Annotated in this window: 22 protein-coding genes; 6 read left to right on the forward strand and 16 right to left on the reverse strand. The window is 42.3% G+C overall.

Annotated features, from left to right (window positions below):
* Positions 1-226: 226 nt before the first annotated feature.
* Positions 227-1,225: an NAD(P)/FAD-dependent oxidoreductase gene (locus WKK05_RS38480; RefSeq protein WP_341531794.1), complete on the reverse strand. Its 999-nt coding sequence runs from the start codon at positions 1,223-1,225 to the stop codon at positions 227-229.
* A 553-nt stretch (positions 1,226-1,778) separates the two neighbouring features.
* Between WKK05_RS38480 and WKK05_RS38485 the strand changes: the two genes are divergently transcribed.
* Positions 1,779-1,919: a hypothetical protein gene (locus tag WKK05_RS38485; protein ID WP_341531795.1), complete on the forward strand. Its 141-nt coding sequence runs from the start codon at positions 1,779-1,781 to the stop codon at positions 1,917-1,919.
* Between the two features lie 317 nt (positions 1,920-2,236).
* Here the strand turns inward: WKK05_RS38485 and WKK05_RS38490 are convergent, their stop codons facing one another.
* Together WKK05_RS38490 and WKK05_RS38495 are read right to left on the reverse strand one after the other, a co-directional pair.
* Positions 2,237-2,392, reverse strand: a complete 156-nt coding sequence (locus tag WKK05_RS38490) for a hypothetical protein (RefSeq protein WP_341531796.1) — start codon at positions 2,390-2,392, stop codon at positions 2,237-2,239.
* Positions 2,393-2,684: 292 nt separating this feature from the next.
* Positions 2,685-4,556, reverse strand: a complete 1,872-nt coding sequence (locus WKK05_RS38495) for a choice-of-anchor Q domain-containing protein (protein WP_341531797.1) — start codon at positions 4,554-4,556, stop codon at positions 2,685-2,687.
* Between the two features lie 749 nt (positions 4,557-5,305).
* On the opposite strand from WKK05_RS38495, the gene WKK05_RS38500 reads away from it, so the two are divergent.
* Entirely contained in the window at positions 5,306-5,938 is a 633-nt protein-coding gene (locus WKK05_RS38500) for a MarC family protein (RefSeq protein ID WP_341531798.1), read from the forward strand.
* Between the two features lie 22 nt (positions 5,939-5,960).
* Here WKK05_RS38500 and WKK05_RS38505 read toward each other — a convergent pair whose 3' ends face one another.
* Positions 5,961-6,158 carry a hypothetical protein gene (locus WKK05_RS38505; RefSeq protein WP_341531799.1) on the reverse strand — a complete coding sequence of 66 codons (198 nt, stop codon included), beginning with the start codon at positions 6,156-6,158 and terminating at the stop codon, positions 5,961-5,963.
* Between the two features lie 87 nt (positions 6,159-6,245).
* Positions 6,246-6,443, reverse strand: coding sequence for a hypothetical protein (locus tag WKK05_RS38510; protein WP_341531800.1), 198 nt, complete (start codon positions 6,441-6,443; stop codon positions 6,246-6,248).
* A gap of 69 nt (positions 6,444-6,512) precedes the next feature.
* On the opposite strand from WKK05_RS38510, the gene WKK05_RS38515 reads away from it, so the two are divergent.
* Positions 6,513-6,653 (forward strand): hypothetical protein, encoded by a 141-nt coding sequence (locus WKK05_RS38515; RefSeq protein ID WP_341531795.1) that lies wholly within the window; start codon positions 6,513-6,515, stop codon positions 6,651-6,653.
* 377 nt (positions 6,654-7,030) lie between these two features.
* On the forward strand, positions 7,031-8,227 hold the full coding sequence (locus WKK05_RS38520) for an IS4 family transposase (RefSeq protein ID WP_341531936.1): 1,197 nt from the start codon (positions 7,031-7,033) through the stop codon (positions 8,225-8,227).
* Between the two features lie 331 nt (positions 8,228-8,558).
* On the opposite strand, the gene WKK05_RS38525 is transcribed toward WKK05_RS38520, so the two are convergent.
* Positions 8,559-10,778: a choice-of-anchor Q domain-containing protein gene (locus WKK05_RS38525; protein WP_341531801.1), complete on the reverse strand. Its 2,220-nt coding sequence runs from the start codon at positions 10,776-10,778 to the stop codon at positions 8,559-8,561.
* A gap of 516 nt (positions 10,779-11,294) precedes the next feature.
* On the opposite strand from WKK05_RS38525, the gene WKK05_RS38530 reads away from it, so the two are divergent.
* Together WKK05_RS38530 and WKK05_RS38535 are read left to right on the forward strand one after the other, a co-directional pair.
* Entirely contained in the window at positions 11,295-12,644 is a 1,350-nt protein-coding gene (locus WKK05_RS38530; protein ID WP_341531802.1) for an ATP-binding protein, read from the forward strand.
* 28 nt (positions 12,645-12,672) lie between these two features.
* Positions 12,673-18,189: a ribosome assembly protein 4 gene (locus WKK05_RS38535; RefSeq protein WP_341531803.1), complete on the forward strand. Its 5,517-nt coding sequence runs from the start codon at positions 12,673-12,675 to the stop codon at positions 18,187-18,189.
* A gap of 10 nt (positions 18,190-18,199) precedes the next feature.
* Here WKK05_RS38535 and WKK05_RS38540 read toward each other — a convergent pair whose 3' ends face one another.
* The 10 genes from WKK05_RS38540 to WKK05_RS38585 all read right to left on the reverse strand — a co-directional run bounded on the left by WKK05_RS38540 (position 18,200) and on the right by WKK05_RS38585 (position 24,251).
* Entirely contained in the window at positions 18,200-19,099 is a 900-nt protein-coding gene (locus WKK05_RS38540) for a DUF488 family protein (RefSeq protein ID WP_341531804.1), read from the reverse strand.
* A complete protein-coding gene (locus WKK05_RS38545; protein ID WP_341531805.1) occupies positions 19,096-19,566 on the reverse strand; it encodes a DUF1392 family protein in 471 nt (156 codons plus the stop codon). Before WKK05_RS38545 ends, WKK05_RS38540 begins: the two co-directional genes overlap by 4 nt.
* The gene (locus WKK05_RS38550) at positions 19,563-20,717 is read right to left on the reverse strand and encodes a DNA cytosine methyltransferase (RefSeq protein WP_341531806.1); all 1,155 of its coding nucleotides are present in this window, start codon (positions 20,715-20,717) and stop codon (positions 19,563-19,565) included. The genes WKK05_RS38545 and WKK05_RS38550 overlap by 4 nt, the downstream gene beginning before the upstream one ends.
* Positions 20,718-20,854: 137 nt before the next feature.
* Complete coding sequence (locus tag WKK05_RS38555) at positions 20,855-21,310, reverse strand: hypothetical protein (protein ID WP_341531807.1); 456 nt, start codon at positions 21,308-21,310, stop codon at positions 20,855-20,857.
* Entirely contained in the window at positions 21,307-21,699 is a 393-nt protein-coding gene (locus WKK05_RS38560; protein WP_341531808.1) for an ASCH domain-containing protein, read from the reverse strand. Before WKK05_RS38560 ends, WKK05_RS38555 begins: the two co-directional genes overlap by 4 nt.
* 10 nt (positions 21,700-21,709) lie before the next feature.
* Entirely contained in the window at positions 21,710-22,090 is a 381-nt protein-coding gene (locus WKK05_RS38565; protein WP_341531809.1) for a hypothetical protein, read from the reverse strand.
* The gene (locus WKK05_RS38570) at positions 22,083-22,274 is read right to left on the reverse strand and encodes a hypothetical protein (protein WP_341531810.1); all 192 of its coding nucleotides are present in this window, start codon (positions 22,272-22,274) and stop codon (positions 22,083-22,085) included. Before WKK05_RS38570 ends, WKK05_RS38565 begins: the two co-directional genes overlap by 8 nt.
* A 10-nt stretch (positions 22,275-22,284) precedes the next feature.
* Positions 22,285-22,488, reverse strand: a complete 204-nt coding sequence (locus tag WKK05_RS38575; protein WP_341531811.1) for a hypothetical protein — start codon at positions 22,486-22,488, stop codon at positions 22,285-22,287.
* Positions 22,489-22,493: 5 nt separating this feature from the next.
* Complete coding sequence (locus tag WKK05_RS38580) at positions 22,494-23,003, reverse strand: SLOG family protein (RefSeq protein ID WP_341531812.1); 510 nt, start codon at positions 23,001-23,003, stop codon at positions 22,494-22,496.
* A 414-nt stretch (positions 23,004-23,417) separates the two neighbouring features.
* Complete coding sequence (locus WKK05_RS38585; protein ID WP_341531813.1) at positions 23,418-24,251, reverse strand: Rpn family recombination-promoting nuclease/putative transposase; 834 nt, start codon at positions 24,249-24,251, stop codon at positions 23,418-23,420.
* Between the last annotated feature and the right edge of the window lie 37 nt (positions 24,252-24,288).

A 24,288-nucleotide genomic window follows, 5' to 3' on the forward strand; every position in this document is an offset into this window, starting at 1 on the left:
TCACTTAGGAATTTGTGTGAAAACGGGAAGTTGATTTGCTCTTACAGCGCGATGCTAAAGGCGGGTGGGTACGCCGTCACTTTTGTTGTCCCAAAGACGAATGGCACGCTTGAAAAGCAGAAATGCTTATGAGCAAGCACTTTATAATTGTTTACGTAATTCATTCCGGGGTTTTGTCATCAAGGGGTAAGCTTTCGGCATTGAGGCGCTTTGTGTGAGTTGCTGACTATTTGTGCGCTCCTTGAGGTATATTTAGTTGAGGTTTAGCTTTGAGAACTCGGCGCAAATCTCGCCAGACTTGAGTAGCAGCTAATGCTCCATCTGCTGCGGCAATTACAACTTGATTTAATCCAACCTTGAGATCACCAATCGCAAAGATACGGGGATGTGAAGTCCTTGCCATCTTATCAGTGACTAAGTTTCCACCCTGCTTTTCCAGATTGAATTTATCCAGATAATCAGCGTGATACTTCGACCCCATTGAAATTAATCCAGCCTCTAGCCCGATGACAGTGCCATCTTCGAGTTCCACACCGTTTATGTGATGGTCTTCACCCAGGAATTGCTTAATCGGCATTTCGACGACTTGATAGCCATGCCCCTGTAATTTCTGCCGTAACTCCTGGCTAATCTCAAAAAATCCTTGGGTGAACAAGGTGATGTGGGGAGTAAACCAACCTAATGAAAAAATCACTTCTGCGTTGCTCTCGGTGTTAGCAAATACTCCGACTTGTTTATCTGCCATTTCATAGCCATCACAAATCAGACAGACGTGTAGGTTATACCCAGCATAGTCATATACATTTCGCATATTGTCTAAGTTGGGTAAGTAATCAATGATGCCACTAGCAGCAATTAAGTACTTAGTGCGAAATGTTTGAAAAATACTGTCTTGCCGACCGATTTTGACCTTGACTACAAAGGTTTCGCCCTCATCCACAATGTGCTCGACAACACCATCGAGCATATCCCCACCCAAGGAAAGATAGTGTTCTTTGCCTTGTCGCAGAAGCGAGCGCCCTGGTGTATCAGGTGGCAAGCCAAGATAGTTGTGCAGTTCTTGCATCCAGAAGGAACGGGCTTTGCCTTTGTCAATAATTAAACTGGACAGAAGGTACCGTTGTAGATAAATCCCAGCAGATAAACCGCCTGCTCCACCACCAACTACAATCACATCATAGATATGCTCTGTACGTTCAGCTAGATTTTGCTTTGTTAGTTTCATAACATTCTCCGGGATGTGTGAGCGTAACTAAAAATGAGCTTGTCTACAATTAAAGTTAGAAGCCAGCAATCTAATATCTACTTAGTTAATCACCTTACTCAGACGAGTAGTCATCTGAGTTTGTTATGCTTTGGTAAACAAACCTATCCATGCGTAGAAGTTGTTGTTCAGGCACAAGCCTAACCTCTGAGTGAGTATCTTCAATATAGGGGAGTGCCAAGAAAGTGTCTTCATTCTGTCAGCTTACCTAATTGGGCGATATAAAGATAGCACTCACGATTAGAAACAGCAAAAGTGAAATTGCTAAATTCACCAATTCTGGCTTCTGACTTCTTCAATTAGAGTGAGCGCTGTAATTGAATAAGTTTCAAACATATTCTATTGCCTCAAGACTTTTTAGGAATACTCCTGAAAAGCTTGCCTAGAGCATTCTTTGAGGTTTTGAAAGTACTTCTGTAAGAAATACACTGTTCTACCTCTAAAACCAAAAAGTTAGGAAAAGCAGTGAATTCCTTTTACGCTGCTTGAGACTGGTTCAACTGCTGCAACCCTCATGATAATTCTCTCCCTCTGGTTAGCACTCACTTTGACACTAGCGACCTTCAGCGTTTGCCTGGGAAATATCTCTCGTAAATCCGCCAGCCGGAGCGAAATTCTCACACGCTTCCAGACACTCAACGATGTAGTCGATTGAGTCGATGGCTAACGATTCCTTCGTCGCGTCTAAGGTACAGATATGGTGGTTCATAACATTGCACTGACTCTAACCACCATTTTAGGATAATTTTCGCTGATTACAGATGTATATGTACTATTTCAGGCCACGTGCTGCTACCTGAAGTCGAGCGATCACTTATTCAACCGGATTCATCAAACAGGCTATCGCTGGATGAATAGCGCACTTTACTCTTGGGAGCGATAAGCGTTCGCGAAGCGTCTCGTTGGCGCAGCCTCTCGTAGAGAAGAGAAGCTTAAGCATAAAGGCGATCGCACAATTGTCCCTGCGTGGAGTTATTCGGGACGGTGATGGTATGCCGCAGAAGGGCAAATGTAAACCATTGGTTGCCACGTATCTGGCTGGGTTACATGGGTGATGGTGTTGATACTGGCACTTGACTCTTGTGTGACGGCAGTTTCAAGAGTTTTCGTTACTTTTGCATAAAACACAAAGCTCTAGCTGAAGAATATTACATACCAAACGAATTATATGTAAACCAAGGGACAACGCTTAAAAGTCCCGTTATTTAATCTTCCAAGTAAAGCATTGCCCTAGTAGCCCAGGGCAATTTTTTCACTGATGTAACACTAGTGGGTCAAGTGGCGTGGTCATAGCCATTGTGAAAAACAGGAAAATCTTATCCTGAAAAGGCTTTGCCGATTTTAGCATAGCCTCATTTATGACATTTGACTCACTAGTAGTTCACCTACGTTGACGCAAGTGTAGCAGGGGAGGGTGAGATTAAAAGGCAAAGTTAACTGATTTGTTTAATGCAGAGGTAGAGACATTCTCAACAGTAACTAACTTCACGGCTCGACCCTTGCCAGCAGTACCGTCTGGGTCAATCAAGACAACAGTGTTACTGCCTTGAGAAGCAAACTGTAAGTAACCCTTGGCGATGGCATTCGTATAGTTCAAACTAGGCAGATTAAAACTTTGGAAAAGTTGACGCAGCACAATCTTATCTGTACTAGATTGAAAGTCTGTGATAGTATCACCTGCATCCTGAATGCTGGTATAAGTAAACGCGTCAGCACCACTACCACCAGTGAAGGTATCTCTCCCCTTGAAGCCAGTAATAATATCGTCATTACTAGTACCGATGAGAGTATCTGCTTTAGAAGTACCATTAATGACATTGACTTGTGCCTCATAAGCACCGATGTCTACTCGACCACCAGAGACTCGTACAAAACCTCTTCCACGTTGGTCATAAGGAACAGGTTCAGTGGTGTTGCCGTCGCTGTCTATATCTATGATGTCAGCCGGGATATCTGCATTATTCCCAGCATTGATAGCTTTGCTACCAGTGACGAGTGCATGAGTTTTAGTTGCACCGCCATTATCGCGCAGCGTCAGATCCAGCACCTCTGTTATGGGAACGGTTAACTGTTCGCTAGTATTGAAGCCTGTAGAACCATTGAGGTTACCAATTAGGTTGTAGCCGTTACTGATGAAGTCGCCTACTACGTCGGGGTTAGTAACGTTAATTGTCCCATTGTCAGGAGTGTAAAAGTTGCCAGCAATAATGCTGTTATTAACCGTGATAGTGCCATCCTCAATGTATATGCCACCACCACCTATTGCTTCAGATTCATAAATAGAAGGGTTGTTGAGAGTAATTGTGCTGTTACTCACTGTCAGAAGACCTTGGAAATTATAAATACCAGCGCCAAGATTTGCTGAGTTGCCGCTGAGAGTGCTGTTGATTATCGTCAATGTACCACCATTAATGATCCCGCCGCCCTCAGCAGTTGCTGAGTTATCGCTGAGAGTGCTGTTGATTATCGTCAATGTACCACCATTACTGATACCGCCGCCGGTTCCATCTGCTGAGTTGTCGCTGATAGTACTATCGCTTAGTGTTAAAATACCATCATTCAAGATACCAGCAGCGAACTCAGCACCGTTGCCATTAACAGTGCTTTTGTTTATAGTCAACGTACCAGAGGCATTGTAGATGCCACCGCCGAACCTAGCTCCGTTGTTACTGATAGTACTGTTGTTTAACGTTGCAGTCCCAGAGTTGAAGATACCGCCACTGCCATCGCTACCAATAAACTCACCACCTGAGTTGGACTTGATGTTACTGTTATCCACTATCAAAGTGCCACTATTGTAAATGCCTCCAGCACCGTAGTATCCTTGTGACCTGTTGTTGCTGATGGTAGTATCGCTTAACTTGAGAGTGCCAGAGTTGAAAATGCCACCACCACTTGCAGACTCTGCTATGTTACCGTTGACAATACTATTGCTCAACGTTAAAGTGCCAGAATTAAGAATACCAGCACCCCCAGGAAAATCTTCAAAAATATAGCCATTGGCAATAGTCAGTCCAACAATCTCTGCCGTTGTGCCACTATTGATCTCAAAAACACGACTGTTATTATTACCGCTAACAGTAAGCAAATTTGCACCTGTGCCGTTAATGGTCAGGTCATCTGTAATAGTAAGACTACTACCACCAAGGGTGATGGTATCAGCAATGGAGTCAGCAAACACGCCATTAAAATTGAGCAAGTCTTTCCCTGTTAGAGCATTAGCATTTAGTATTGCCTGCCGTAGTGAACCAGTACCGCTATCATTGGTGTTGGTAACGTTAAATGTAGCCATGAATTATGTGACTCCGTTTTTTCTTGGTAAATATGACTCGAAAAAAGCCATCCCTAGCATCTAAAGAAAGATAATTAGAACGCCTTGAGAATCAGGAACACACGGATTAATAAATACAAGCTAACTAAGAACTATTTAAGACCTTGCTGAAACAGCTTGGCAATTAAATGTATATAAAGACACTCTAACGGAATAAATCCTATGATAAAAAATTAAATAAAACAATCTCTCATTAGGTATAAAACAAGTAGCAAATATTCACTTGGTTGAGGAGTTTGACTTGATTTGAAGAGGTCATGGTACACTTTTGTCCGCACCTACCCCATCAAACACCGCCACACACTCTCCACTGAACACCTTCTGCCTCCGCCCCCCACAGCGCACCTCCAGAAACCCCCCTTCCAGTAGTCCTTCACTACTCCCGGTTGCCACTGGCGGGAAGCGAGATTGTAGACTTATACTGAAGTTCCGATTGCCACATCTGCGCTCGCTTTTACATTTTCCCATCCGGGAGTCAGATAGTCGTAGCTCTTAACTCTACCCAGTAGTTCAGGGATGGTCAAATGCGGGCGTAGTAGATTTGACTTAAGTAAGGGTAAGGGTACTGTGATTGTAAGTACTCATTACTTTATCTATAGTTGCTTTGGTGGTCTTTGGAAGTTACGCCAAAGCAGTAAGGTGGGTACAACCGCACCTCAACTGTCTGCTAAACTCTGGTTCTAGGGAACTCAGATATCTAAATATTAATAATGTCGTTAATTTCAAATACATTAGCAACCTTCGTGGCTCTTTTCCCAATCGCTAATCCAATAGGTGCAGTTCCGGTTTTTTACAGCTTAACAGCAACGGAAACATCATTTGGGCGTCATCAGCAGGCGAAACAAACTGCCACAAATGTAGTTTTAATTTTAGCTGTGTTTTTAGTAGCTGGCAGATGGATACTAGAATTTTTTGGAATTTCACTAAATGTGTTGAGGCTAGCAGGAGGATTACTGGTTGCCCATACAGCGTGGGAAATGGTTACAGTTCGTCAACGACTAACTGCATCAGAAAATGATGAGGCTATGGAGAAAGAGGATATTTCTTTTACACCAATGGCAGTGCCGTTGATCAGCGGCCCTGGAGCAATTGGGGTAGTAACGAGTTTATCGATTAGCTTTAATCATTGGGTAGAGTATCTAGAATCTTTGATGGGAATAGTTTTAATCGGGATAAGCCTTTACTTGTGCCTTGTCTTAGGAGAACCACTGATTAAGAGATTAGGAAAAAATGGTGTAGGAGCCTTAAATCGAGTTTTTGGTTTTTTCATCCTAGCAATTGGTGTGCGGTTTATTGCTGATGGCTCTATTTCATTGTTGAAAGAGGCGTTTCCTGTCAAATGAAATAATCTTTACTCTTAACTTGTTAAGAAGAAAATTGCATCTGGTCAAAACAAGCCAAACGGGTTAACGGCGAGTTTAACTTCAGCGGCTCACGACGTACCCGCCCGCCGCAGGTATCGTCTGTCATTTGGGGAGAAACTAGTGCCTGAAAGTCTTTTTGAGCTTTACTTTTGGGTTTTTGGCTACAAATTTTAGTTTCTATTAGAAAAGAAAAGCTCAAAACTTAATTAAATAAAAGTTCCAGCGTTTCGCTACGATTATTGTTTTCCGGAAGTGACAAAACAGGGATAAGCTAAATGTTGATAAATCAAGCATTGGTTATTATATACTCTGCTAAGTGAATAACTTGGTAGAGTATTTTTGTGAGAGTGCGTTTACCATGAGCGATAAGCTCTAGCTTTTGCATGAAGGCGATCGCTTCTCCCCTACCCTTGCCACAACCGCCCTCTACAGCCCGCGATTGCAACCTTGCGGGTGATGCGCTTGTCCGGCAAATGGGAACCATTGGTTCCCAAAATCTGACTGATGGTGTCTAGTTAAGCAGCTTGAGACTGGTTCAACTGCTGCAACCCTCATGATAATTCTCTCCCTCTGGTTAGCACTCACTTTGACACTAGCGACCTTCAGCGTTTGCCTGGGAAATATCTCTCGTAAATCCGCCAGCCGGAGCGAAATTCTCACACGCTTCCAGACACTCAACGATGTAGTCGATTGAGTCGATGGCTAACGATTCCTTCGTCGCGTCTAAGGTACAGATATGGTGGTTCATAACATTGCACTGACTCTAACCACCATTTTAGGATAATTTTCGCTGATTACAGATGTATATGTACTATTTCAGGCCACGTGCTGCTACCTGAAGTCGAGCGATCACTTATTCAACCGGATTCATCAAACAGGCTATCGCTGGATGAATAGCGCACTTTACAAGCAGAGCGATCGCCCCTGTGTGGAGTTATTCTCTTCGATGATGGTATGCCGCAGAGCTTGAGGGGGGACAATATACCCTGAAATAGGTACAGGGCAAAGAGTATAGCAATTTGTGGTAAAACAAAAAGAGCATTCATTCGCAATAAGTTCTATTTAATGATAATATTACCTGAATTCTACGAGACACACCTCAAGCGATCACTTGGACGTACTGAATACTTATTACTAAAACTCCTCATCTATTTATTACAATCTATTAAAACTGTTAGCCTTGAGGCGCTAGCAACTGCTTTACCCATACCAATACTATTTGAAAGTAGAAGGAAAAGAATTCAGCGATTTTTATCTTTAAATTACATCAATGTTGAAGAAATTTGGTTCCCAATTATTAAAAGCTGGTTAGAAATATATTTCCCCTTAAATGAAGTTATTTATTTAGTAATTGACCGGACTAACTGGGGGTGTATTAATCTGTTAATGATTAGTGTGGTTTGGGATAAAAGGTCTATTCCAATATATTTTAAGCTATTAGACAAATTGGGTTCAAGCAATTTTGATGAACAAGAAGCAGTATTCAAAAAAGCATTGCCGCTTTTTAATAATTATAAAACTGTAGTGTTAGGAGACCGTGAATTTTGTTCTATAAAGCTGGCTAATTGGCTGACAGAGCAGAAAGTATATTTCTGTTTGCGCTTAAAAAAAGATGCATTTATAGAAATAGAACCGGAAATTTGGTTGCAATTAAAAAATTCAGGTTTAGCACCTGGACTTTCTTTCTTTTATCAAGGTATTAAATATACAAAGTCTACAGGATTTATTAGCTTTAATCTTGCTAGTAAATGGAAACGTAAACGTTTTGGAGTTGCGCCGGAGGAGGGCTGGTTTATCCTAACTAATTTAGATAGCTTAGATTCGGCTATTAAGGCTTATAAACAACGTTTTGATATTGAAGAGATGTTTAGAGATTTTAAGAGCGGTGGATATAACTTAGAAGATACTAATGTATCAGGTCAACGCTTAATTTCTCTAATATTATTAATCTCACTCGCATATACGGCTGCAACTATATCTGGTCAAAAAATTAAACGTATGGGTGTCCAAAAATATGTCGGCCGAATAAAAGAATCTGGGCGCACAGTTCGCCGTCATAGTAGTTTTTATATTGGATTATATGGTGAGACAGCGCTGCGGGAGGGTTTCCCTCCGCAGGCGACTGCGAACCCGAAGGGATCTAACTGGGTCGATTTCATGGAAAATTCTTATGACTTGGTGGCTGAGTTAATGAGACTAGCTCCTAATAAGCGTAAGTATTATCAACAAGGAGAAAGGGCTATGAGGCTTATTTTATCTGCATCCTAGCTCTTTTTGTCCCCCCTCAAGGCCGCAGAGTGACGAATGTAAACCAATGGTTGTCACACATTCAGCCGAAGGTATTGCATTAGGCTACTGCCGTTATATGATGCCAGGTTCAAAATTTTTTGCCACCTGTCCGGAAAGTTTAAAACTATAGCTGTATCCCATTACATACCGAATCTACTATATGTAAAGTCAGGGACGACAGCCTAAAAGTCCCGTTATTTAATCTCCACTACTCAAAACTGCTCTGGTACAAATACCAGAGCAGTTTTTTTACTGACGTAACATTATTTTTTCACTTACGTTCATGCAAGCGTACCAGGGGAGGGTAAGATTAAAAGGCAAAGTTAACTGATTTGTTTAATGCAGAGGTAGAAACATTCTCAACAGTAACTAACTTCACGGCTCGACCAGAACCCGCAGTACCATCTGGGTCAATCAAGACCACAGTATTACTGCCTTGGGGAGCAAATTGTAAGTAGCCGCCAGCGATCGCACTGGTATAATCCAAATTGCTGAGATTTAAATTTCCGAACAGTTTGCGTAAAACAATCTGATCAGTACTAGACTCAAAATCAGTAATGGTATCGCCTAAGTCCTGGATACGGGAGTAGACAAATGAGTCTGCACCACCGTTGCCAATTAATATATCTCTGCCACGTAAGCCAGTGATGATGTCGTTGTTATTAGTGCCAAAAAGAGTGTCGTCATTATTAGTGCCATCAATCACATACGCTTGTAGCTCGTAAGCCCCAATGTCAACTGTAAAGTTAAAAATCCGATTAAAGCCAGCACCACGTTGATCGTAGGGGATGAATTCAGTAACGTTGCCGTTACCATCCCTGTCTGTAGTATCAGCCGGGATATCTGCATTCAGTCCGGCGTTAATGGCTAGACTACCAACGACGAGGGCATGGGTTTTGGTTGCACCGCCGTTATCTCGCAAGATGGTATCCAGCACGTCGGTAAGCGGAACGTTTAGCTGTTCACTGCTGTTAAAGCCTGTACTACCACTCAAATTCCCAATCAAGTTAAATCTATTAGTGATAAAACTTCCCGCAACATCAGAAGAAGTAGCATTAGCTGAGACATTGCTGGGATTGTCAAAATTCCCGGCAATAATACTGTTTTTAATAGTAGCAGTTCCTTCTTGGGTGTTGTAGATGCCGCCACCCCCTCCTAAATTACTAGAGTTTTTGAGGATGGTACTGTTAACTACAGCCAGGATACCTTGATTATAAATACCACCCCCATAATCTGCTGCTTCATTGCTGCTAATAGTACTGTTAATTACCGTTGCAATACCATCATTGCTGATGCCTGAGCCATACGATGCTAAGTTATTGTTGATGGTGCTATTGTTTATCGTTAAAGTAGCTGAGACATCATTGTATATACCACCGCCATTGAATGCTGAGTTATTCCTGATGGTACTATTGTTTATCGTCAAGGTAGCAGACTGACGACTATTGTATATGCCACCACCAGTTTGTGTACCGGAAGAGTAGCTACCATTGTTGCTGATGGTGCTATTGTTCACCGTCAAAATACTAGTGTTGAAGATGCCGGCTGCTACCTCTGTGAGATTGCCATCAATAGTGGTATTGTTTAGCGTGAAAGTGCCGTCATTATAAATACCGCCGCCGATCTCTGCACGATTGTTACTAATGGTGCTGTTGCTCACTACTGCGTTGCCAGAGTTATAGATGCCGCCAGTGCCACTATAACGATAAACGCCTCCACGATTGCTATTAATAATACTATCGGTGACTATTAATTTACCAGTGTTATAGATGCCGCCAGCATCACCGTATTCGTCTGTACTATTGTTACTGATGGTACTAAAACTTATGCTGAGAGTTCCATCGTTATAAATTCCTCCGCCTTGACCTGCTGTATTGTCATTGATGGTGCTGTTGTTTACTATAGCGTTGCCAGAGTTATAAATTCCTCCGCCTTGACCTGCTGTATTGTCATTGATGGTGCTGTTGTTTACTATAGCGTTGCCAGAGTTATAAATTCCACTACCTTCATTTGCTGTGAAGAAGCTATTGTTTACTATGAGACTACCAGCATTATAAATGCCTGAGCCAGTGAATGAGAAGTTATTAATGATGCTGCTGTTACTGACACTGAGAGTGCCAAGATTATAAATTCCACCTTCATAGTATGTTAGATTGTCGCCGATAATGCTATTGACTAGATTCAAAGTACCCCTGTTGAGAATACCTGCTCCTAAACCATCGCTAGCACTATAACCATTAGCGATCCTTAACCCAATAATGTCAACATTTGCACCACTAGTGATTTCAAAAACACGACTACTATTGTTACCGCTCACTGTCAGTTTAGATGCATCAGGAGCGTCAATAGCAAGATTATCTGTAATTTGAAGACTACTACTACCTAGAGTAATGGTATGAGCTAAGTCCTGAGCGAACAATCCAGCAAAATTAATAACATCGAATCCTGATAAAGCGTTGGCGTCATTAATCGCTTGGCGCAAGGAACCAGTCCCGCTATCGTTGGTATTACTAACGCTAAATATAGCCATGAATGATGTGACTCCAGTTTTTGAAGGTTAAATATTACACAAGAAAGCAACACTTAGCAGCCGCATCAAAAGCATGAGAATTCCTTCTAAACCAGGAACACATGAATTCAGGAAACTAAAATTACTAAGGCTATTAGAAATACATTTAGTTTCACAAGTATATATATACACTTAATAACTAATCTTAGGAGAAAAATTGTCTAAAACAATCTCTCTATTGGTAGTAGACAAGTAGCAAATATACACTTATTTGATAGATTGATGTAAGTATTCCTTTGTCGCGTCTAAGTCATAAATACGGTGGTTCATCGTCTTTAATCCGAACTCGGGTTAATTTACGGAATATTACCCTTGAGGGTACTACTGGGGGTAACCCATGACTGTAAGTATTTGAATATTCACGTTAAGGCATAAACACTTAAAATATGAGAGTAAAGATAAGTGTAGTGTTATTTAATTAAGTCTAATAATTATTCTTTTTCTAAAAAATATTAATAATCAATATATTACTGATTTATGACCATAGATTTACTAGAGTTTTTCCAGCGAACAGACCCCAGCCGGACTTTACAGGTCAATCAAGGTTTAGATAAGAAGTACTACATTGATTTCTCCCCAGTGAGAGGCGGCGATATTATTGGCAAGCTGAAGCAGAAAATTACGTTCTTCAAAGTGAACGAACCGACCTGCACCCTGTTCACTGGACATATCGGCTGCGGGAAATCGACAGAATTAGTCAGGCTACAGGTGGAACTAGAGGCGCTGGACTTCCACGTGGTGTATTTTGAATCCAGCGAAGATTTGGAAATGACCGATGTAGACATTGCAGATGTGTTACTGGCGATCGCCCATCGTGTAAGCCAAAGCCTGGAGAAAATCACACTCTCTGAACCGAACAAATTCCACGAACTACTGCAAGGGGCATTGAGGGCGCTAGACTCCGAGGTGACGGGGTTGAAGCTAAAAACACCAGTTGGTGATGTTGGCTTGTCTACTGAAAAAGAAAAATTCTCCCTCGCTTTAGGAATTGGGGAAATCACAGCGAAGACGAAAAGCAACCCGATACTGCGGGAGAAACTCAACCAGTACTTGGGGCCACAGAAAACTAGACTCCTCGAAGCGATTAATCGAGAACTGCTAGAGCCAGCGATCGCCAAACTAAAGCAGCAGGGGAAAAGAGGACTGGTGGTGATAGTCGATAACCTCGACCGCATAGACAACCGGATTAAGCCGTGGGGTCGTCCACAACAAGAATATATGTTCGTGGATCAGGGGGAGTTTTTGACAAAGCTCAACTGCCATTTGGTTTTCACAATGCCCCTGGCGCTGAAGTTCTCCAATGATTACGGAACGCTGACCCAAAGATTCCCAGAAGACCCGAAGGTACTGCCGATGGTTCCAGTGCAATGGCCAGACGGTAGCATACATGAGCAGGGGATGGGGCTGATGCAGCAGATGGTACTGGCAAGGGCATTTCCCGATTTACAACCAGATGAGCGGTTAAACTACATTAGTGAAATCTTTGACAGTGCAGAAACCTTAGAACGTTTGTGCAGAGCGAGTGGTGGTCATGTACGAGATTTGCTCAGGTTGCTGAATACCTGGATTCAGGAAGAAATGACACTGCCGCTCTCCCGTAATACCCTGGAGCAAGTGATTCGCTCTCGACGCAATGAGATGACAATGCCGATTTCAGATTCGGAGTGGCAGTTACTACGTTATGTTAAGCAGAAGAAGAAAGTCAGTGATGACCAAGGCTACCAAAAGCTGATCCGTAGTAGATTTGTGTTTGAATATCGAGATGGGGGCGAATCCTGGTTTGATTTAAACCCGATTTTGGCAGAAGCGGCAGACTTAAACAATTGAGGGAGCAGTTCACGGTTACCAAAATTCTATGGATATACAGCGCCAATCAGATGAACCCATAGACAACGAGCGTTCACTACAGCAGTTAGCTTGGACACTTCAAGCTTCGGTGGGACAATTTAAGCTGATTTGGGCGCGGTGTAATTACAGCGATTTAAGGACTCGTTTGATAGCAAGGTTAAGCGAAATCTGTAAAATTAAAATTCAGGTACTGCAACTTAAAGAATCAGAAAAGACGCTCTACACTGCAATCCGTTCAGAATTACAGTCAGATACCCAAGCTCTGATGATTGTGGGCTGGGAGTCATTGCAAGATTTACCGCAGATGTTGACAAGTGCTAATCAAGTACGCGAAGAATTTCGTAAAAACTTGTCTATTCCCGTAGTCGTGTGGATTAGTGAAGAAATCCACCACACCATTATGGAGATTGCCCCTGACTTGGAAAGCTGGGGAACTAGCAGAAGTTTTGCGATCGCGCAGCCTGATTTAGCCCAATTCATTAAACAACTGGCTGATGAATATTTTGATAGTAAACCAAGTATAAATGATTACTCTATACTAGAGTTAGAACTAGAGGCAGCACAGAGAGAATTGCGGTCTAGTGACAACGAAACAGAAGCTAATTTAGCCCCTGTGCTAGGTTTTGTCAAACAAACTAATAAGAAAATAGACGAAGCTTTAAAGTATTACCAAAAAGCTAGAGCTATATGGCAACAACTGAATAATACCCAAAGGCAAGGAAAGATTCTCGGTGAGATAGCTTACTGTTATTATCTCAAAGCTTCTAAAATTAAAGATACTGCTCATGGAGACTGGCAAGCTACTCGGCAATATACGCAAGAATACATTGCCTTTATTAACGAAGCTAATAGGCAAGATTTAGCTGCTAGTTCTATTGCCAAGTTTGGTAATATTTTGCGTGATTTGAAAGAGTGGGAGCAACTCAAAAAATTAGCTCAGCAGGCTTTAGAAGTACATCAAGCTAACAATCAGCCAATAGAATTAGCTCTAGATTACGGGTTTTTAGCCCAGGTTGCACTGGCTCAATCGCACTGGAGTGAAGCCAAAGAATTAGCACAAAAAGCATTAGATGTCTTACCAGGAAATTCTAGTGCAGAGGTAATACCTGACCTCTTGCAAGAATCTGTAGAATTACATGATCCGAGTTTTTATAAATATATTTTGGCGCAGGCTGAATATGAATTAGGTTTAACTCAACAGGCAATTGCTAACTTAGAAGCTGCAAGAGATGTTAGCAGCCCTATTAAAGATTTACAGCTTCACCTGGATATTCTCAGTTACTTGCAGCGCGTCTACTGTGAGCAAAAAGAATATCTCAAAGCATACAACATCAAACAACAGCAGAGGTCTGTTGAACAACAGTTTGGTTTGAGGGCGTTTATCGGTGCAGGTCGATTACAGTCAACTAAACTTGCTCAAGTAGCACTGAACAAAACTGATATTCAAGAAAGTATTGCCCCAGAAATTGCTGCATCAGGTCGGTTATTAGATATTGAACGATTAGTGGAACGTCTGGGACGGCATGATCACAAACTAATAGTCATTCATGGGCAATCAGGTGTAGGTAAAAGTTCGCTAGTTAATGCGGGATTAGTTCCGGCTTTAAAGAATAAAAGCGTAGGTATTCAAGACTATCTACCTGTGGCAATGCGAGTTTACACTAATTGGGTGGAAGAACTCGGGCGATCATTGCAACAAGCTTTTCATGAAAGGAGGGGAGCTGGAAATGAGCAAGTTTTAGAACTTGAGGTTGACGCTTTAATTGCCCAACTGCGCGAAAATGAACAGCACAATCTCAGAACAGTGCTGATTTTTGACCAGTTTGAAGAGTTTTTCTTTGTTTACACCCAGCTGCATCACAGACAGCAATTTTTTGAGTTCCTGGGTGAATGTCTTAATATTCTTTCAGTGAAGATAATTTTGTCGTTGCGGGTGGATTACTTGCACTACTTGTTGGAGTGTAATGATCTCTCTAATATGGCAATTATTGGTAAGGATATTCTTAGCAGTAATGTTCTTTACAAGTTAGGTAATTTTTCATCTGCTGATACCAAGTCAATCATTCAGCGTTTGATCAAGACTACCAGTTTTAACTTAGAGTGTGCTTTAATCGAGCAAATAGTGCAGGATTTGGCTGTAGAGCTAAGCGAAGTACGTCCCATTGAATTACAGATCGTGGGATCGCAACTACAAACAGAGAACATAACGACTCTGGCAGAATATCAGCAGCGTGGTACGAAAGAAGAACTAGTTAAACGCTATTTGGCTGAGGTGGTTAATGATTGTGGTGTAGAGAACCAACAGATAGCCGAGTTTTTGTTGTACTTGCTGACAGATGAAAAAGGGACTCGTCCACTTAAAACGCGTGTTGAAATAGAACTAGAACTGCAAGCCTTAGCCGCAGAGATAGCCACTCCTAGCAATAATTTAGATTTGGTGTTAGAAATTTTAGTCAAATCTGGTTTGGTGATTTTGTTACTAGAGAATCGGGCTAATCGTTATCAGCTAGTACATGATTACATCGCTGTGCTTGTTCGCCAGCAGCAAGAGCCGAAGTTAAATCAGTTGATGGCTCAACTGGAAGAGGAAAAGCAGCAAAGAAAACTCAGTGAAGAACAAAGAAAGCTGGGTGAGGCTAAACTTAATAGTTTTTTGAAACGCGCTCTATTTGGTTCAGTTGCAGCTGGAGTAGTCTTAGCTGTGCTGGCAGTTACAGCGTTCTTTCAAACACAGCAAGCCGAAAAACAAAGATATCTTGCCTTAGAACAGAAAAAACTTGCTCAAGAACAAAGAAATCTTGCCCAAAACAGCGAAATTAAAGTACTAGCTAATTCTAGTGAGGCACTTTTACTTTCAGAGCAGTATTTTGATGCTTTAACACAAGCTTTAAATGCAGGGGGAAATCTTAAAAAGACAGAAGTTTCAAAATCAAATAATATCAGGATGCAGACAACTGTAGCGTTACGGGAAGCGATCTACTTACAATTAGATGAAAATCAATTTAGAGAACGTAACCGTTTAGAGGGGCATAGCGGTGCAGTCACAAGTGTAAGTTTCAGTCCGGATAACCAGACCATCGCTACTGCAAGTGATGACAAGACAGTAAAACTGTGGGATAGGAGTGGCAAGCAACTTAAAACACTCAACGGGCATAGCGGTGCAGTCTATAGTGTAAGTTTCAGTCCAGATAACCAGACCATCGCCACTGCAAGTGATGACAAGACAGTAAAACTGTGGGATAGGAGTGGCAAGCAACTTAAAACACTCAACGGGCATAGCGGTGCAGTCTATAGTGTAAGTTTCAGTCCGGATAACCAGACTATCGCCACTGCAAATCAAGACGGTACAGTAAAACTGTGGGATAGGAATGGCAAGCAACTTAAAACACTCAAGAGGCATAGCGGTTATGTTAGTAGTGTAAGTTTCAGTCCGGATAACCAGACCATCGCCACTGCAAATCAAGACGGTACAGTAAAACTGTGGGATAGGAATGGCAAGCAACTTAAAACACTCAACGGGCATAGCGGTGCAGTCTATAGTGTAAGTTTCAGTCCGGATAACCAGACCATCGCCACTGCAAGTGATGGCAAGACAGTAAAACTGTGGGATAGGAATGGCAAGCAACTTAAAACACTCAACGGGCATAGCGGTATGGTCAGAAGTGTAAATTTCAGTCCGGATAACCAGACCATCGCCACTGCAAGTGATGACGGTACAGTAAAACTGTGGGATAGGAATGGCAAGCAACTTAAAACACTCAACGGGCATAGCGGTATGGTCAGAAGTGTAAATTTCAGTCCGGATAACCAGACCATCGCCACTGCAAATCAAGACGGTACAGTAAAACTGTGGGATAGGAATGGCAAGCAACTTAAAACACTCAACGGGCATAGCGGTGCAGTCTTAAGTGTAAGTTTCAGTCCGGATAACCAGACCATCGCCACTGCAAGTGATGACAGTACAGTAAAACTGTGGGATAGGAATGGCAAGCAACTTAAAACGCTCAAGGGGCATAGCGGTGCAGTCTTAAATGTAAGTTTCAGTCCGGATAACCAGACCATCGCCACTGCAAATCAAGACGGTACAGTAAAACTGTGGGATAGGAATGGCAAGCAACTTAAAACACTCAACGGGCATAGCGGTATGGTCAGAAGTGTAAATTTCAGTCCGGATAACCAGACCATCGTCACTGCAAGTTATGACAACACAGTAAAACTGTGGGATAGGAGTGGCAAGCAACTTAAAACACTCAAAGGGCATAGCGGTTATGTTAGTAGTGTAAGTTTCAGTCCGGATAACCAGACTATCGCCACTGCAAGTTATGACAACACAGTAAAACTGTGGGATAGGAGTGGCAAGCAACTTAAAACGCTCAAGGGGCATAGCCTTGCAGTCTTTAGTGTAAGTTTCAGTCCGGATAACCAAACCATCGCCACTGCAAGTAATGACGGTACAGTAAAACTGTGGGATCACAGTGGTAAGGAACTTAAAACACTCAAGGGGCATAGCGGTGCAGTCACAAGTGTAAGTTTCAGTCCGGATAACCAGACCATCGCCACTGCTAGTTCTGACAACACAGTAAAACTGTGGGATAGGAGTGGCAAGGAACTTAAAACACTCAAGGGGCATAGCGGTACAGTCTTTAGTGTAAGTTTCAGTCCGGATAACCAGACCATCGCCACTGCAAGTTATGATGGTACAGTAGTTTTATGGGATTTAAATTTAGATAATTTATTAAAAGATGGTTGTAGTTGGCTGAATAATTATCTCGCTATTCATCCTGATACCTTGGAAGAATTAACAGTCTGCCAGATTTCAGAAATCAAAAAACAAGCGGCTAGTGCGTTAGTTGCTCAAGGTGAAAACTTAGCACGCAAGGGTAACATCCAAGCTGCTGTTACTAAGTTTCACAAAGCACAGGAGTGGGATGTTGATTTAAAACTTAACCCAACTGATCCAGGTAAAAAAGCGCAGCAATTAGCTGATTCTTCTTCTCTAGTTGCTCAGGGTGAAGAGTTAGCACAAGCAGGTGATCTTGAGAGTGCAGTTGTTGATTTTCAAAAAGCTTTGAAACTAGATTCTAAATTAGAGATTGAGCCAAGGACGAAAGCTGCCTCAATTTTGCTTGAAGAAGGTACAAGTTTTGTTTTCAATGAAAAGTTTAAAGAAGCCTTAGAAGCTTATAATAAAGCCCAAGCATTTGATATTAAGGTAGAAGTTTCTGCTGAAAATTGGAACTCACTTTGTAGGCAAGGTAGCTTAAAAAGACAAGCCAACATTGTGTTACCTGCTTGCAACAAAGCCGTAGCCCTTTCGCCAAGCGATCGCAATATCCAAGCCATACGTGGGTTAGCCAGAGCATTAACAGGGGACTTCAAAGGAGCAATTGCAGACTTTGAGTCATATATTGCCCAGACCGATGATAAAGATAGTAAAGCACAAATACAACGCTATGTAAAAGAGTTGCGCGCTGGCAAGAATCCGTTTACAGATGCAGAACTTAAAAAACTGCGTGGCGAGTAGATGATTTTTACTACTGCACAGTAGACTTGGTTACAGTCTTCTCTACGCTACCAAACACCGCCACCCCCTCCCCACTGAACACCTTCTGCACCCGCCTGCCACAGCGCACCACCAGAAAGCTCCCTGGTTCCCAATAGTCCGTCACCACTCCCAGTTGCCACTGCCGGGAGACGAGATTGTAGACTTGCACCTGTGTTCCAATTGCCACATCTGCAATGACCTCTACATTTTTCCAGCCGGGAGGAAGGTAGTCGTAGCTCTTAACCCCACCAAGCAGTTCAGGAATAGTTAAGTGTTCGGTAGTAGATTTGACTGGGGCAAGGATACTGTCATTGGCAGTACCCAAGGTTTCGGTAGGCTGTTCTTTTGGAAGAAGTAGGGTTTGGCTGGCTGCACCTTTATTAGTGTTTGACTCAGGAACAAAGTTGTAATATTGTTTACTTTGTGTTTTGTGAGGAGTGTGGGTATCGGTTAACCCGTTACCCTTATTTAATCCGGCAACAGTTTCAAGGGTGCGAATTAAGTTCGTATCCTTTACCGCCTGACTAACTTCCCCACCCCACATTTGAGGAAGCGATCGCTGCACAACTTCCCGCCCAACGATATGCCTATGGCAAAAATCTCCGGTCTTCTCGAAACAACACAGTGTAATATCTGCGCTGGACTGCTGCTGTTTCCGAACCCAAAGGTCAATCAACTGTTGCCGCTCCTGAAGAACGAGCAGAAACTGACGCTCGTATTCAAGTTCAGCTTCAGCATCCTGGGCTGAAGACTTCCACCATTTCAGGAGTTCTGGAGTTGGGGCGAACAGTGGAAGGTGTTTGCCTTTCCAATTTTTGGGAGGGTACAGGGAGATGGAGATGCCCTCACCTCGAATTTCACCACGGTAATATGATGTGTAGACTGTCATAATCGCACCTTCTCCAAGTCGTAGTCAGTCACCCGCGCAATAGAATCTCTGGAGGTGAAAACCTCGTCGCCTTTTTCCGATATGCCAGGGGACATCCATTCGATACTGTAAAACCAAGAACTGTTAATCAGTTGAATGCCCTGGACAATCCGAATCGGTGGCCCATCACCATGAAATCGAAACTCGACCAACTCACCCAAGCGAAACACAGGTTTTTCTTTAGTAACCGGTTGCAAATTTCCTGTACCGATGAGTTCGTTACCCCAAACATTAATGTTGTCATTACCAGTAGATATTTCGTATTTCCAACCCTGTGGCGACCACTCCACACCGCAGCAGTAACCGAACGCTTTGACTCTTTTGACGTACACGCGCTCAAGCAAACTGACTAGCAACGGCGGGATTCGTTGACCCCAGGGTGGGGAGATGTACCAGCATTGTTCTAAGTCGTGGACAAGATTAGTCATACAGTCACTCCTAATAATTTGCTCTGTACTGATGCGAATAATTGACTTGCGAAACTGGGAGGCACGGAATACCCTATAATTGACCCCGCCGTTGCTGCCTCTCGCGGAAATTCGTACCAATCGGGAAATCCTTGTAACTTCGCTGCCCCCTGGATTGACAAAGACTTGACCTCACCATCGGGTAACCAAATATTAGCGAACTTGTTTCTGTTGCAACCTTTGTGATCTGTGAAATGGGAGCGCAGTATTGTATTGCAGGGTAAATGTGCAGGCTTGTATTTCACATCTTTGCGCCCTCCGACTCGTTCAATAAGCAGTGGTGTGGGAACGCCCGTCGCCAAAAACTGTCCTACCGCTTGCTGTTGTTTGGGCAGTAGTTGGGAATCGGTCATGGTGGGGATGAGGTGAGCGATTGCATCATACCAACCAATAGGTTTAGATGTGGATGGTAGTGCAACGCGAAACCCACTACTTGCAATCAGAACTAACCGCCGCCGCGCTTGGGGTAGCCCGGATTTATCCATGTTGACCACGCTGTAATCAACCGAGTACCCCTCTTTTGCCAAAGCTGACAGAATGATACTGAAACTCTGGCTATTCTGATAGCGCGGAACGTTTTCGAGAGTGAACACCCCTGGCTGCAACTGTCGGATAGCTTCTGCTACAGCTAATGCAGCTGTCAGATCATCAACCGTTTCAATGCCCTTGCCTGCTTTGGCTGTGTGGGCTTGGCTGAAGTTGGCGCACACCGGCGAGGCATGGAGGTAATCGGGGCGGCGGGGAAACCCTATGAATCCTAACCGCGCTACTTCTTGAACTGTTAGCTGGATTATTCTACAGCCATACTCGCTGAAGTTACGATGATGGGTTTTGGCGATCGCCCGGCTCAGTTCTGGTTTAGTCGGGTCGAACTCCACTGCGATGACTGGACGAATTCCGGCTTCGACCATACCCGCTTCTATGCCGCCGCCACCTGCGAAAAGTATTACGGCGATCGGGGCATCATCTGGAAGCGTTGGTTTTTCATTTGTGTTATCAAAATTTTTGCAGACATCTAAAATTTTTGGTGATGTCTTTTTGGATTTCGCTTTTTTGATAAAAGCGATTATATCTTCCCTGGTTGCCCCATCAAGTTGCAGTGTCCGAATCATAGGGACAGCGCCGCACGAACAATTCGCAATTCGCAATTCGCAATTGTAGAGAAAGTTGAAAATTGATTCATTTAGAATACAAGCTCCTTAATTTCATGACTTATTGCAAAGAAAGCTTGAAATTGTTATTTAAGTCCTTAACTTTTCGCGTTGCACTCGCACTGAGGTAGGCAATAACTGCGAATTGCGAATTGCGAATTGATTTTGCCCCATCGGTAATGAGCCGCGTTGTCTGGGTTACGTTGGCCTATAACTCGTGGGTAAAAAGCTATAGTTCCATCAAGTAGCTTTTTCTTTTCTAGGTACGGGTATAGGCATCCTTGACTATGGAATTGTGAGGCTCTAAGTCCGTTCTCTAAGAATTTTTCGGGTGTTGCAGAGAACGTAACTTCCACTAATGCAATAGAAGGAGGTACTTGATAATCTACTTCAGTCTCATTAAGTAACTTTTTCTTTTCGAGGTACGGATACAGACATCCTTGGCTATGAGGTTGTGGGGCTTTAAGTCCGTTCTCTAAGAATTTTTCGGGTGTTGCAGATAACTCAACTATTACTGATTTGGGTATAGTCTGACGGAGGCCTGTTTTAGTCATGCGATCGCCTCCATGACCAAATCGTCTGGTACTTCAAAAAGACCCAACTGCCCAATGTAGGGAATCGGTGTGATTTCTCGCGCATTCTCAAGATGCCAATGGTACTGCCCAGGTACACCCCACCCAGACGCAACTTGTGAGAACCGACAGTCAACTATTGTGACAATGCCGATAACTTGACCACGACAGAGACTTTTTAACTCTGGGATAAACACACCCATGCTTTGACAAAAGATGGAGGCACTTTCGTATTCTTTCTTGGTACACTTTTTCGCAGCATGAATGAGAATATCGCCTCGGTAGTTGATGGGCCAGCCGCGATTTTCTATATCCTTGGTAGAGTAAATAATTCCCCAAGCCCAGGGTTGACGGACGGAGATCGCTTTCATGTACCACCCTCTAGAAATTCAGTAGTTGAACATAAGCATCTAATGCTGCAAGTGCTGGATGTGGATGTATTTGCGACTTCAACCCGTTGCAAATTGTGGCGATAGTTCCTTGCGAGGAGAAAGTGAAATTGATATTAGTCTGACGGACAGAACAGCGATGTAGAACTGTCAGAAGAACGAAATTTAACTGCCGGAGAACTACATCTTCAGCTACATGAAGCCGCCAAGCCGAATTTTCGGAAGTGACCGAACGCCAGGGGTTGTCAAAAGAACATTTTTCAACTTCGGGCAGCACTTTTACCTTAAACCTGTAATCCCGCTCAGTGGTAGAGCATTCATTAGGGGCAAGAGATGCCCATTGTTGTAGAAGTCGTTGATAGGTTTCAATCATTCTCAGTTTCCTGTCTTGCATAGAAAACAATTTTTACTTCGTCGGAGCTTCTTTCAACTTGAAATGTGATCATCTCAATTTCATGGTCAGAATTAGTCAGATCCTTAAATGCTTTGGCAATAGCGGATTCAATTTGTAAGCCAGAGAAGTTCTTGAGATGTCCTGATTTAGCTTGGTTGTGCATATTGTTGTATTTATTTAGTGGTATTTCTTACTTGTTGGAGAAAATCAGGTAGTAAAGATTTCAAAGAGTTATTGATCACAAGTTCTTTATTCCTGACTTGACGAAAGATAATTTTTGTAACTTCACAAGCTTCATCAAATGAACAATCAAGCTGGTCTTGAATTATTAAAGTTAGCTTTGTGGTTTCGTTTAACAGTTCGATGCTGTATTTCATAATCTTCAAAAGCCCCGATACTTAACCCATGATTTCCAAACATTGAATATTGGTTTGTTCAAACTTTCAGCATATTTAACACAGTTACCAGTACCACTAGCCGCACCATTAAAAAGTGCTAGTACTTCATTACAGTGATCCACCATATACTGATTACGCTTGTACATCTTCTCACTGCTATATCCTGATGATGATGCTGAATATTCTTCAAGGAGATCAACATAGATAATTGATGACGTTTGAAACAGAATGTGTTCGTAATGTTCTTTATCTTGTGGTTGCCATTTCTTATCCTGTCCTTTGAATGGGATTGCTGCAATCAAGGGGATTTGTAACTTAATTGCAGCCGTAGCAAACGCTTGGTCAAATCCCAATGCCATACCGCTAATGACTTCTGTAGCCTGCATTTTCTGGAGAGAGGCTTTGCATAATGCTATTAATCGCGTGAAAACTTCTTCGTTATAGCCTCCCAGTTTTTCGGGACGATGGCCTGTTCCGGCAATGATTTTAGTCATGTGTAAGCCTTTTTTCTAACTTTTCAGTAATGATGATGGGTTTTTCACATGAATGCTTCAACTAATTAAATATTATTCCAGATTTCTCCATAAATGCTTGAGTTTAGTAACAAAAGTCTAATGTAAGAATGAGCTAATTTCTGCCTTTTGACAGAGTAGGATATATGCCATTAAGCCAGGAATTATTGAATGTAATGCGCCACTATAAAAATAGTCTTTTATTCATAAAAGCCGAGGATTGCGTCCGATTTCCCTCCGGCTTTTTTATGTTGATAAACTCATTTTAATAAAGCGCAGGAATATTAAAGCTAGTTGATTTTGTTGTAAAGCAGAGGTTTTTATGCACCAACCTCTGCTTCTTTTTCTTCTGCAAGTTATTCAAATTGAAGAATTGCAATTTTTCAGGAGGGGAAGTCAAGACTGAGTGTTAGTCGGTTGATGATTTAACCAATTGGTTAAATCATCAACCGATACAAAATCTAAAAAAGCTTCACCTAATACCTCTAACTGCTCAGTAGATAACACTCTAATTCGTTCAATTAGTGAGGAATCTATTTCACCAAAACGCCGATTTAATTGACGATTTAAGAAACGAAAAGCTTCCCGCTGTTCTCCTTTCTGCAAAATATCCTGATAGATAACTGATTCCTGCATAATATCCTCCCGTAAAAATTGGTGAATCAAATCTTTTTCAAACCTTAAACCTGCAAAAATCTCCGTACAGCCAGCAATATTCTGTTTTTCCTTTCTATCTGAAATTCTAGCTACTCTTTGAGAAACCTGAGATAATAAAGCGGCAGGTGAATCAGTTCGAGTTAACGGTGCAAGAGGCAGCAGTGCTGGATTATCGAGAAAGAATGTTGAATCCTGCTCCCACAAACGAATTACCCGATAACGGTGAGTGGTTTGTTCATCAGTATATTCTTCAGTAAATGCAAGTAGATCACTAGTTTCTTGTAAGAAAATCACCACTTGGGTTACTGGTTTTCGATACTGTCGTGTTAATCTCACATAATAATCTAATATCCGTAAAGGAATTGGGGGATTAGATGTAGCTAGTGTCTGAAATTCAACGTGCAAAATCCGATTAGTTGTTTGGAGAAATGTTACAAAATCTGCGCGAATAGGTTCAAGGGAGAGTTCAGTTTTTAATACTGTAACTTCTTGCGGCTCTGGGATTAATAACCATTTGGCAAACTCGGCAGGATACAATTCAGCTAAATACTTGGCAGTGTTATCGTAACTCAATTTATCTCATCCTTGTCTAAATAAAGACCTAATGATT

It is taken from the genome of Nostoc sp. UHCC 0302 (genome assembly GCF_038096175.1).
Taxonomy (GTDB): Bacteria; Cyanobacteriota; Cyanobacteriia; order Cyanobacteriales; family Nostocaceae; genus UHCC-0302.

Coding starts and splice junctions, on each gene's coding strand:
- WKK05_RS38485 (WP_341531795.1), top strand. CDS start 1,779: ATGATAATTCTCTCCCTCTGGTTAGCACTCACTTTGACACTAGCGACC.
- WKK05_RS38560 (WP_341531808.1), bottom strand. CDS start 21,699: ATGAAAGCGATCTCCGTCCGTCAACCCTGGGCTTGGGGAATTATTTAC.
- WKK05_RS38500 (WP_341531798.1), top strand. CDS start 5,306: ATGTCGTTAATTTCAAATACATTAGCAACCTTCGTGGCTCTTTTCCCA.
- WKK05_RS38555 (WP_341531807.1), bottom strand. CDS start 21,310: ATGACTAAAACAGGCCTCCGTCAGACTATACCCAAATCAGTAATAGTT.
- WKK05_RS38515 (WP_341531795.1), top strand. CDS start 6,513: ATGATAATTCTCTCCCTCTGGTTAGCACTCACTTTGACACTAGCGACC.
- WKK05_RS38510 (WP_341531800.1), bottom strand. CDS start 6,443: ATGGTTCCCATTTGCCGGACAAGCGCATCACCCGCAAGGTTGCAATCG.
- WKK05_RS38575 (WP_341531811.1), bottom strand. CDS start 22,488: ATGAAATACAGCATCGAACTGTTAAACGAAACCACAAAGCTAACTTTA.
- WKK05_RS38570 (WP_341531810.1), bottom strand. CDS start 22,274: ATGCACAACCAAGCTAAATCAGGACATCTCAAGAACTTCTCTGGCTTA.
- WKK05_RS38480 (WP_341531794.1), bottom strand. CDS start 1,225: ATGAAACTAACAAAGCAAAATCTAGCTGAACGTACAGAGCATATCTAT.
- WKK05_RS38550 (WP_341531806.1), bottom strand. CDS start 20,717: ATGATTCGGACACTGCAACTTGATGGGGCAACCAGGGAAGATATAATC.
- WKK05_RS38580 (WP_341531812.1), bottom strand. CDS start 23,003: ATGACTAAAATCATTGCCGGAACAGGCCATCGTCCCGAAAAACTGGGA.
- WKK05_RS38495 (WP_341531797.1), bottom strand. CDS start 4,556: ATGGCTACATTTAACGTTACCAACACCAATGATAGCGGTACTGGTTCA.
- WKK05_RS38565 (WP_341531809.1), bottom strand. CDS start 22,090: ATGATTGAAACCTATCAACGACTTCTACAACAATGGGCATCTCTTGCC.
- WKK05_RS38525 (WP_341531801.1), bottom strand. CDS start 10,778: ATGGCTATATTTAGCGTTAGTAATACCAACGATAGCGGGACTGGTTCC.
- WKK05_RS38545 (WP_341531805.1), bottom strand. CDS start 19,566: ATGACTAATCTTGTCCACGACTTAGAACAATGCTGGTACATCTCCCCA.
- WKK05_RS38530 (WP_341531802.1), top strand. CDS start 11,295: ATGACCATAGATTTACTAGAGTTTTTCCAGCGAACAGACCCCAGCCGG.
- WKK05_RS38540 (WP_341531804.1), bottom strand. CDS start 19,099: ATGACAGTCTACACATCATATTACCGTGGTGAAATTCGAGGTGAGGGC.
- WKK05_RS38535 (WP_341531803.1), top strand. CDS start 12,673: ATGGATATACAGCGCCAATCAGATGAACCCATAGACAACGAGCGTTCA.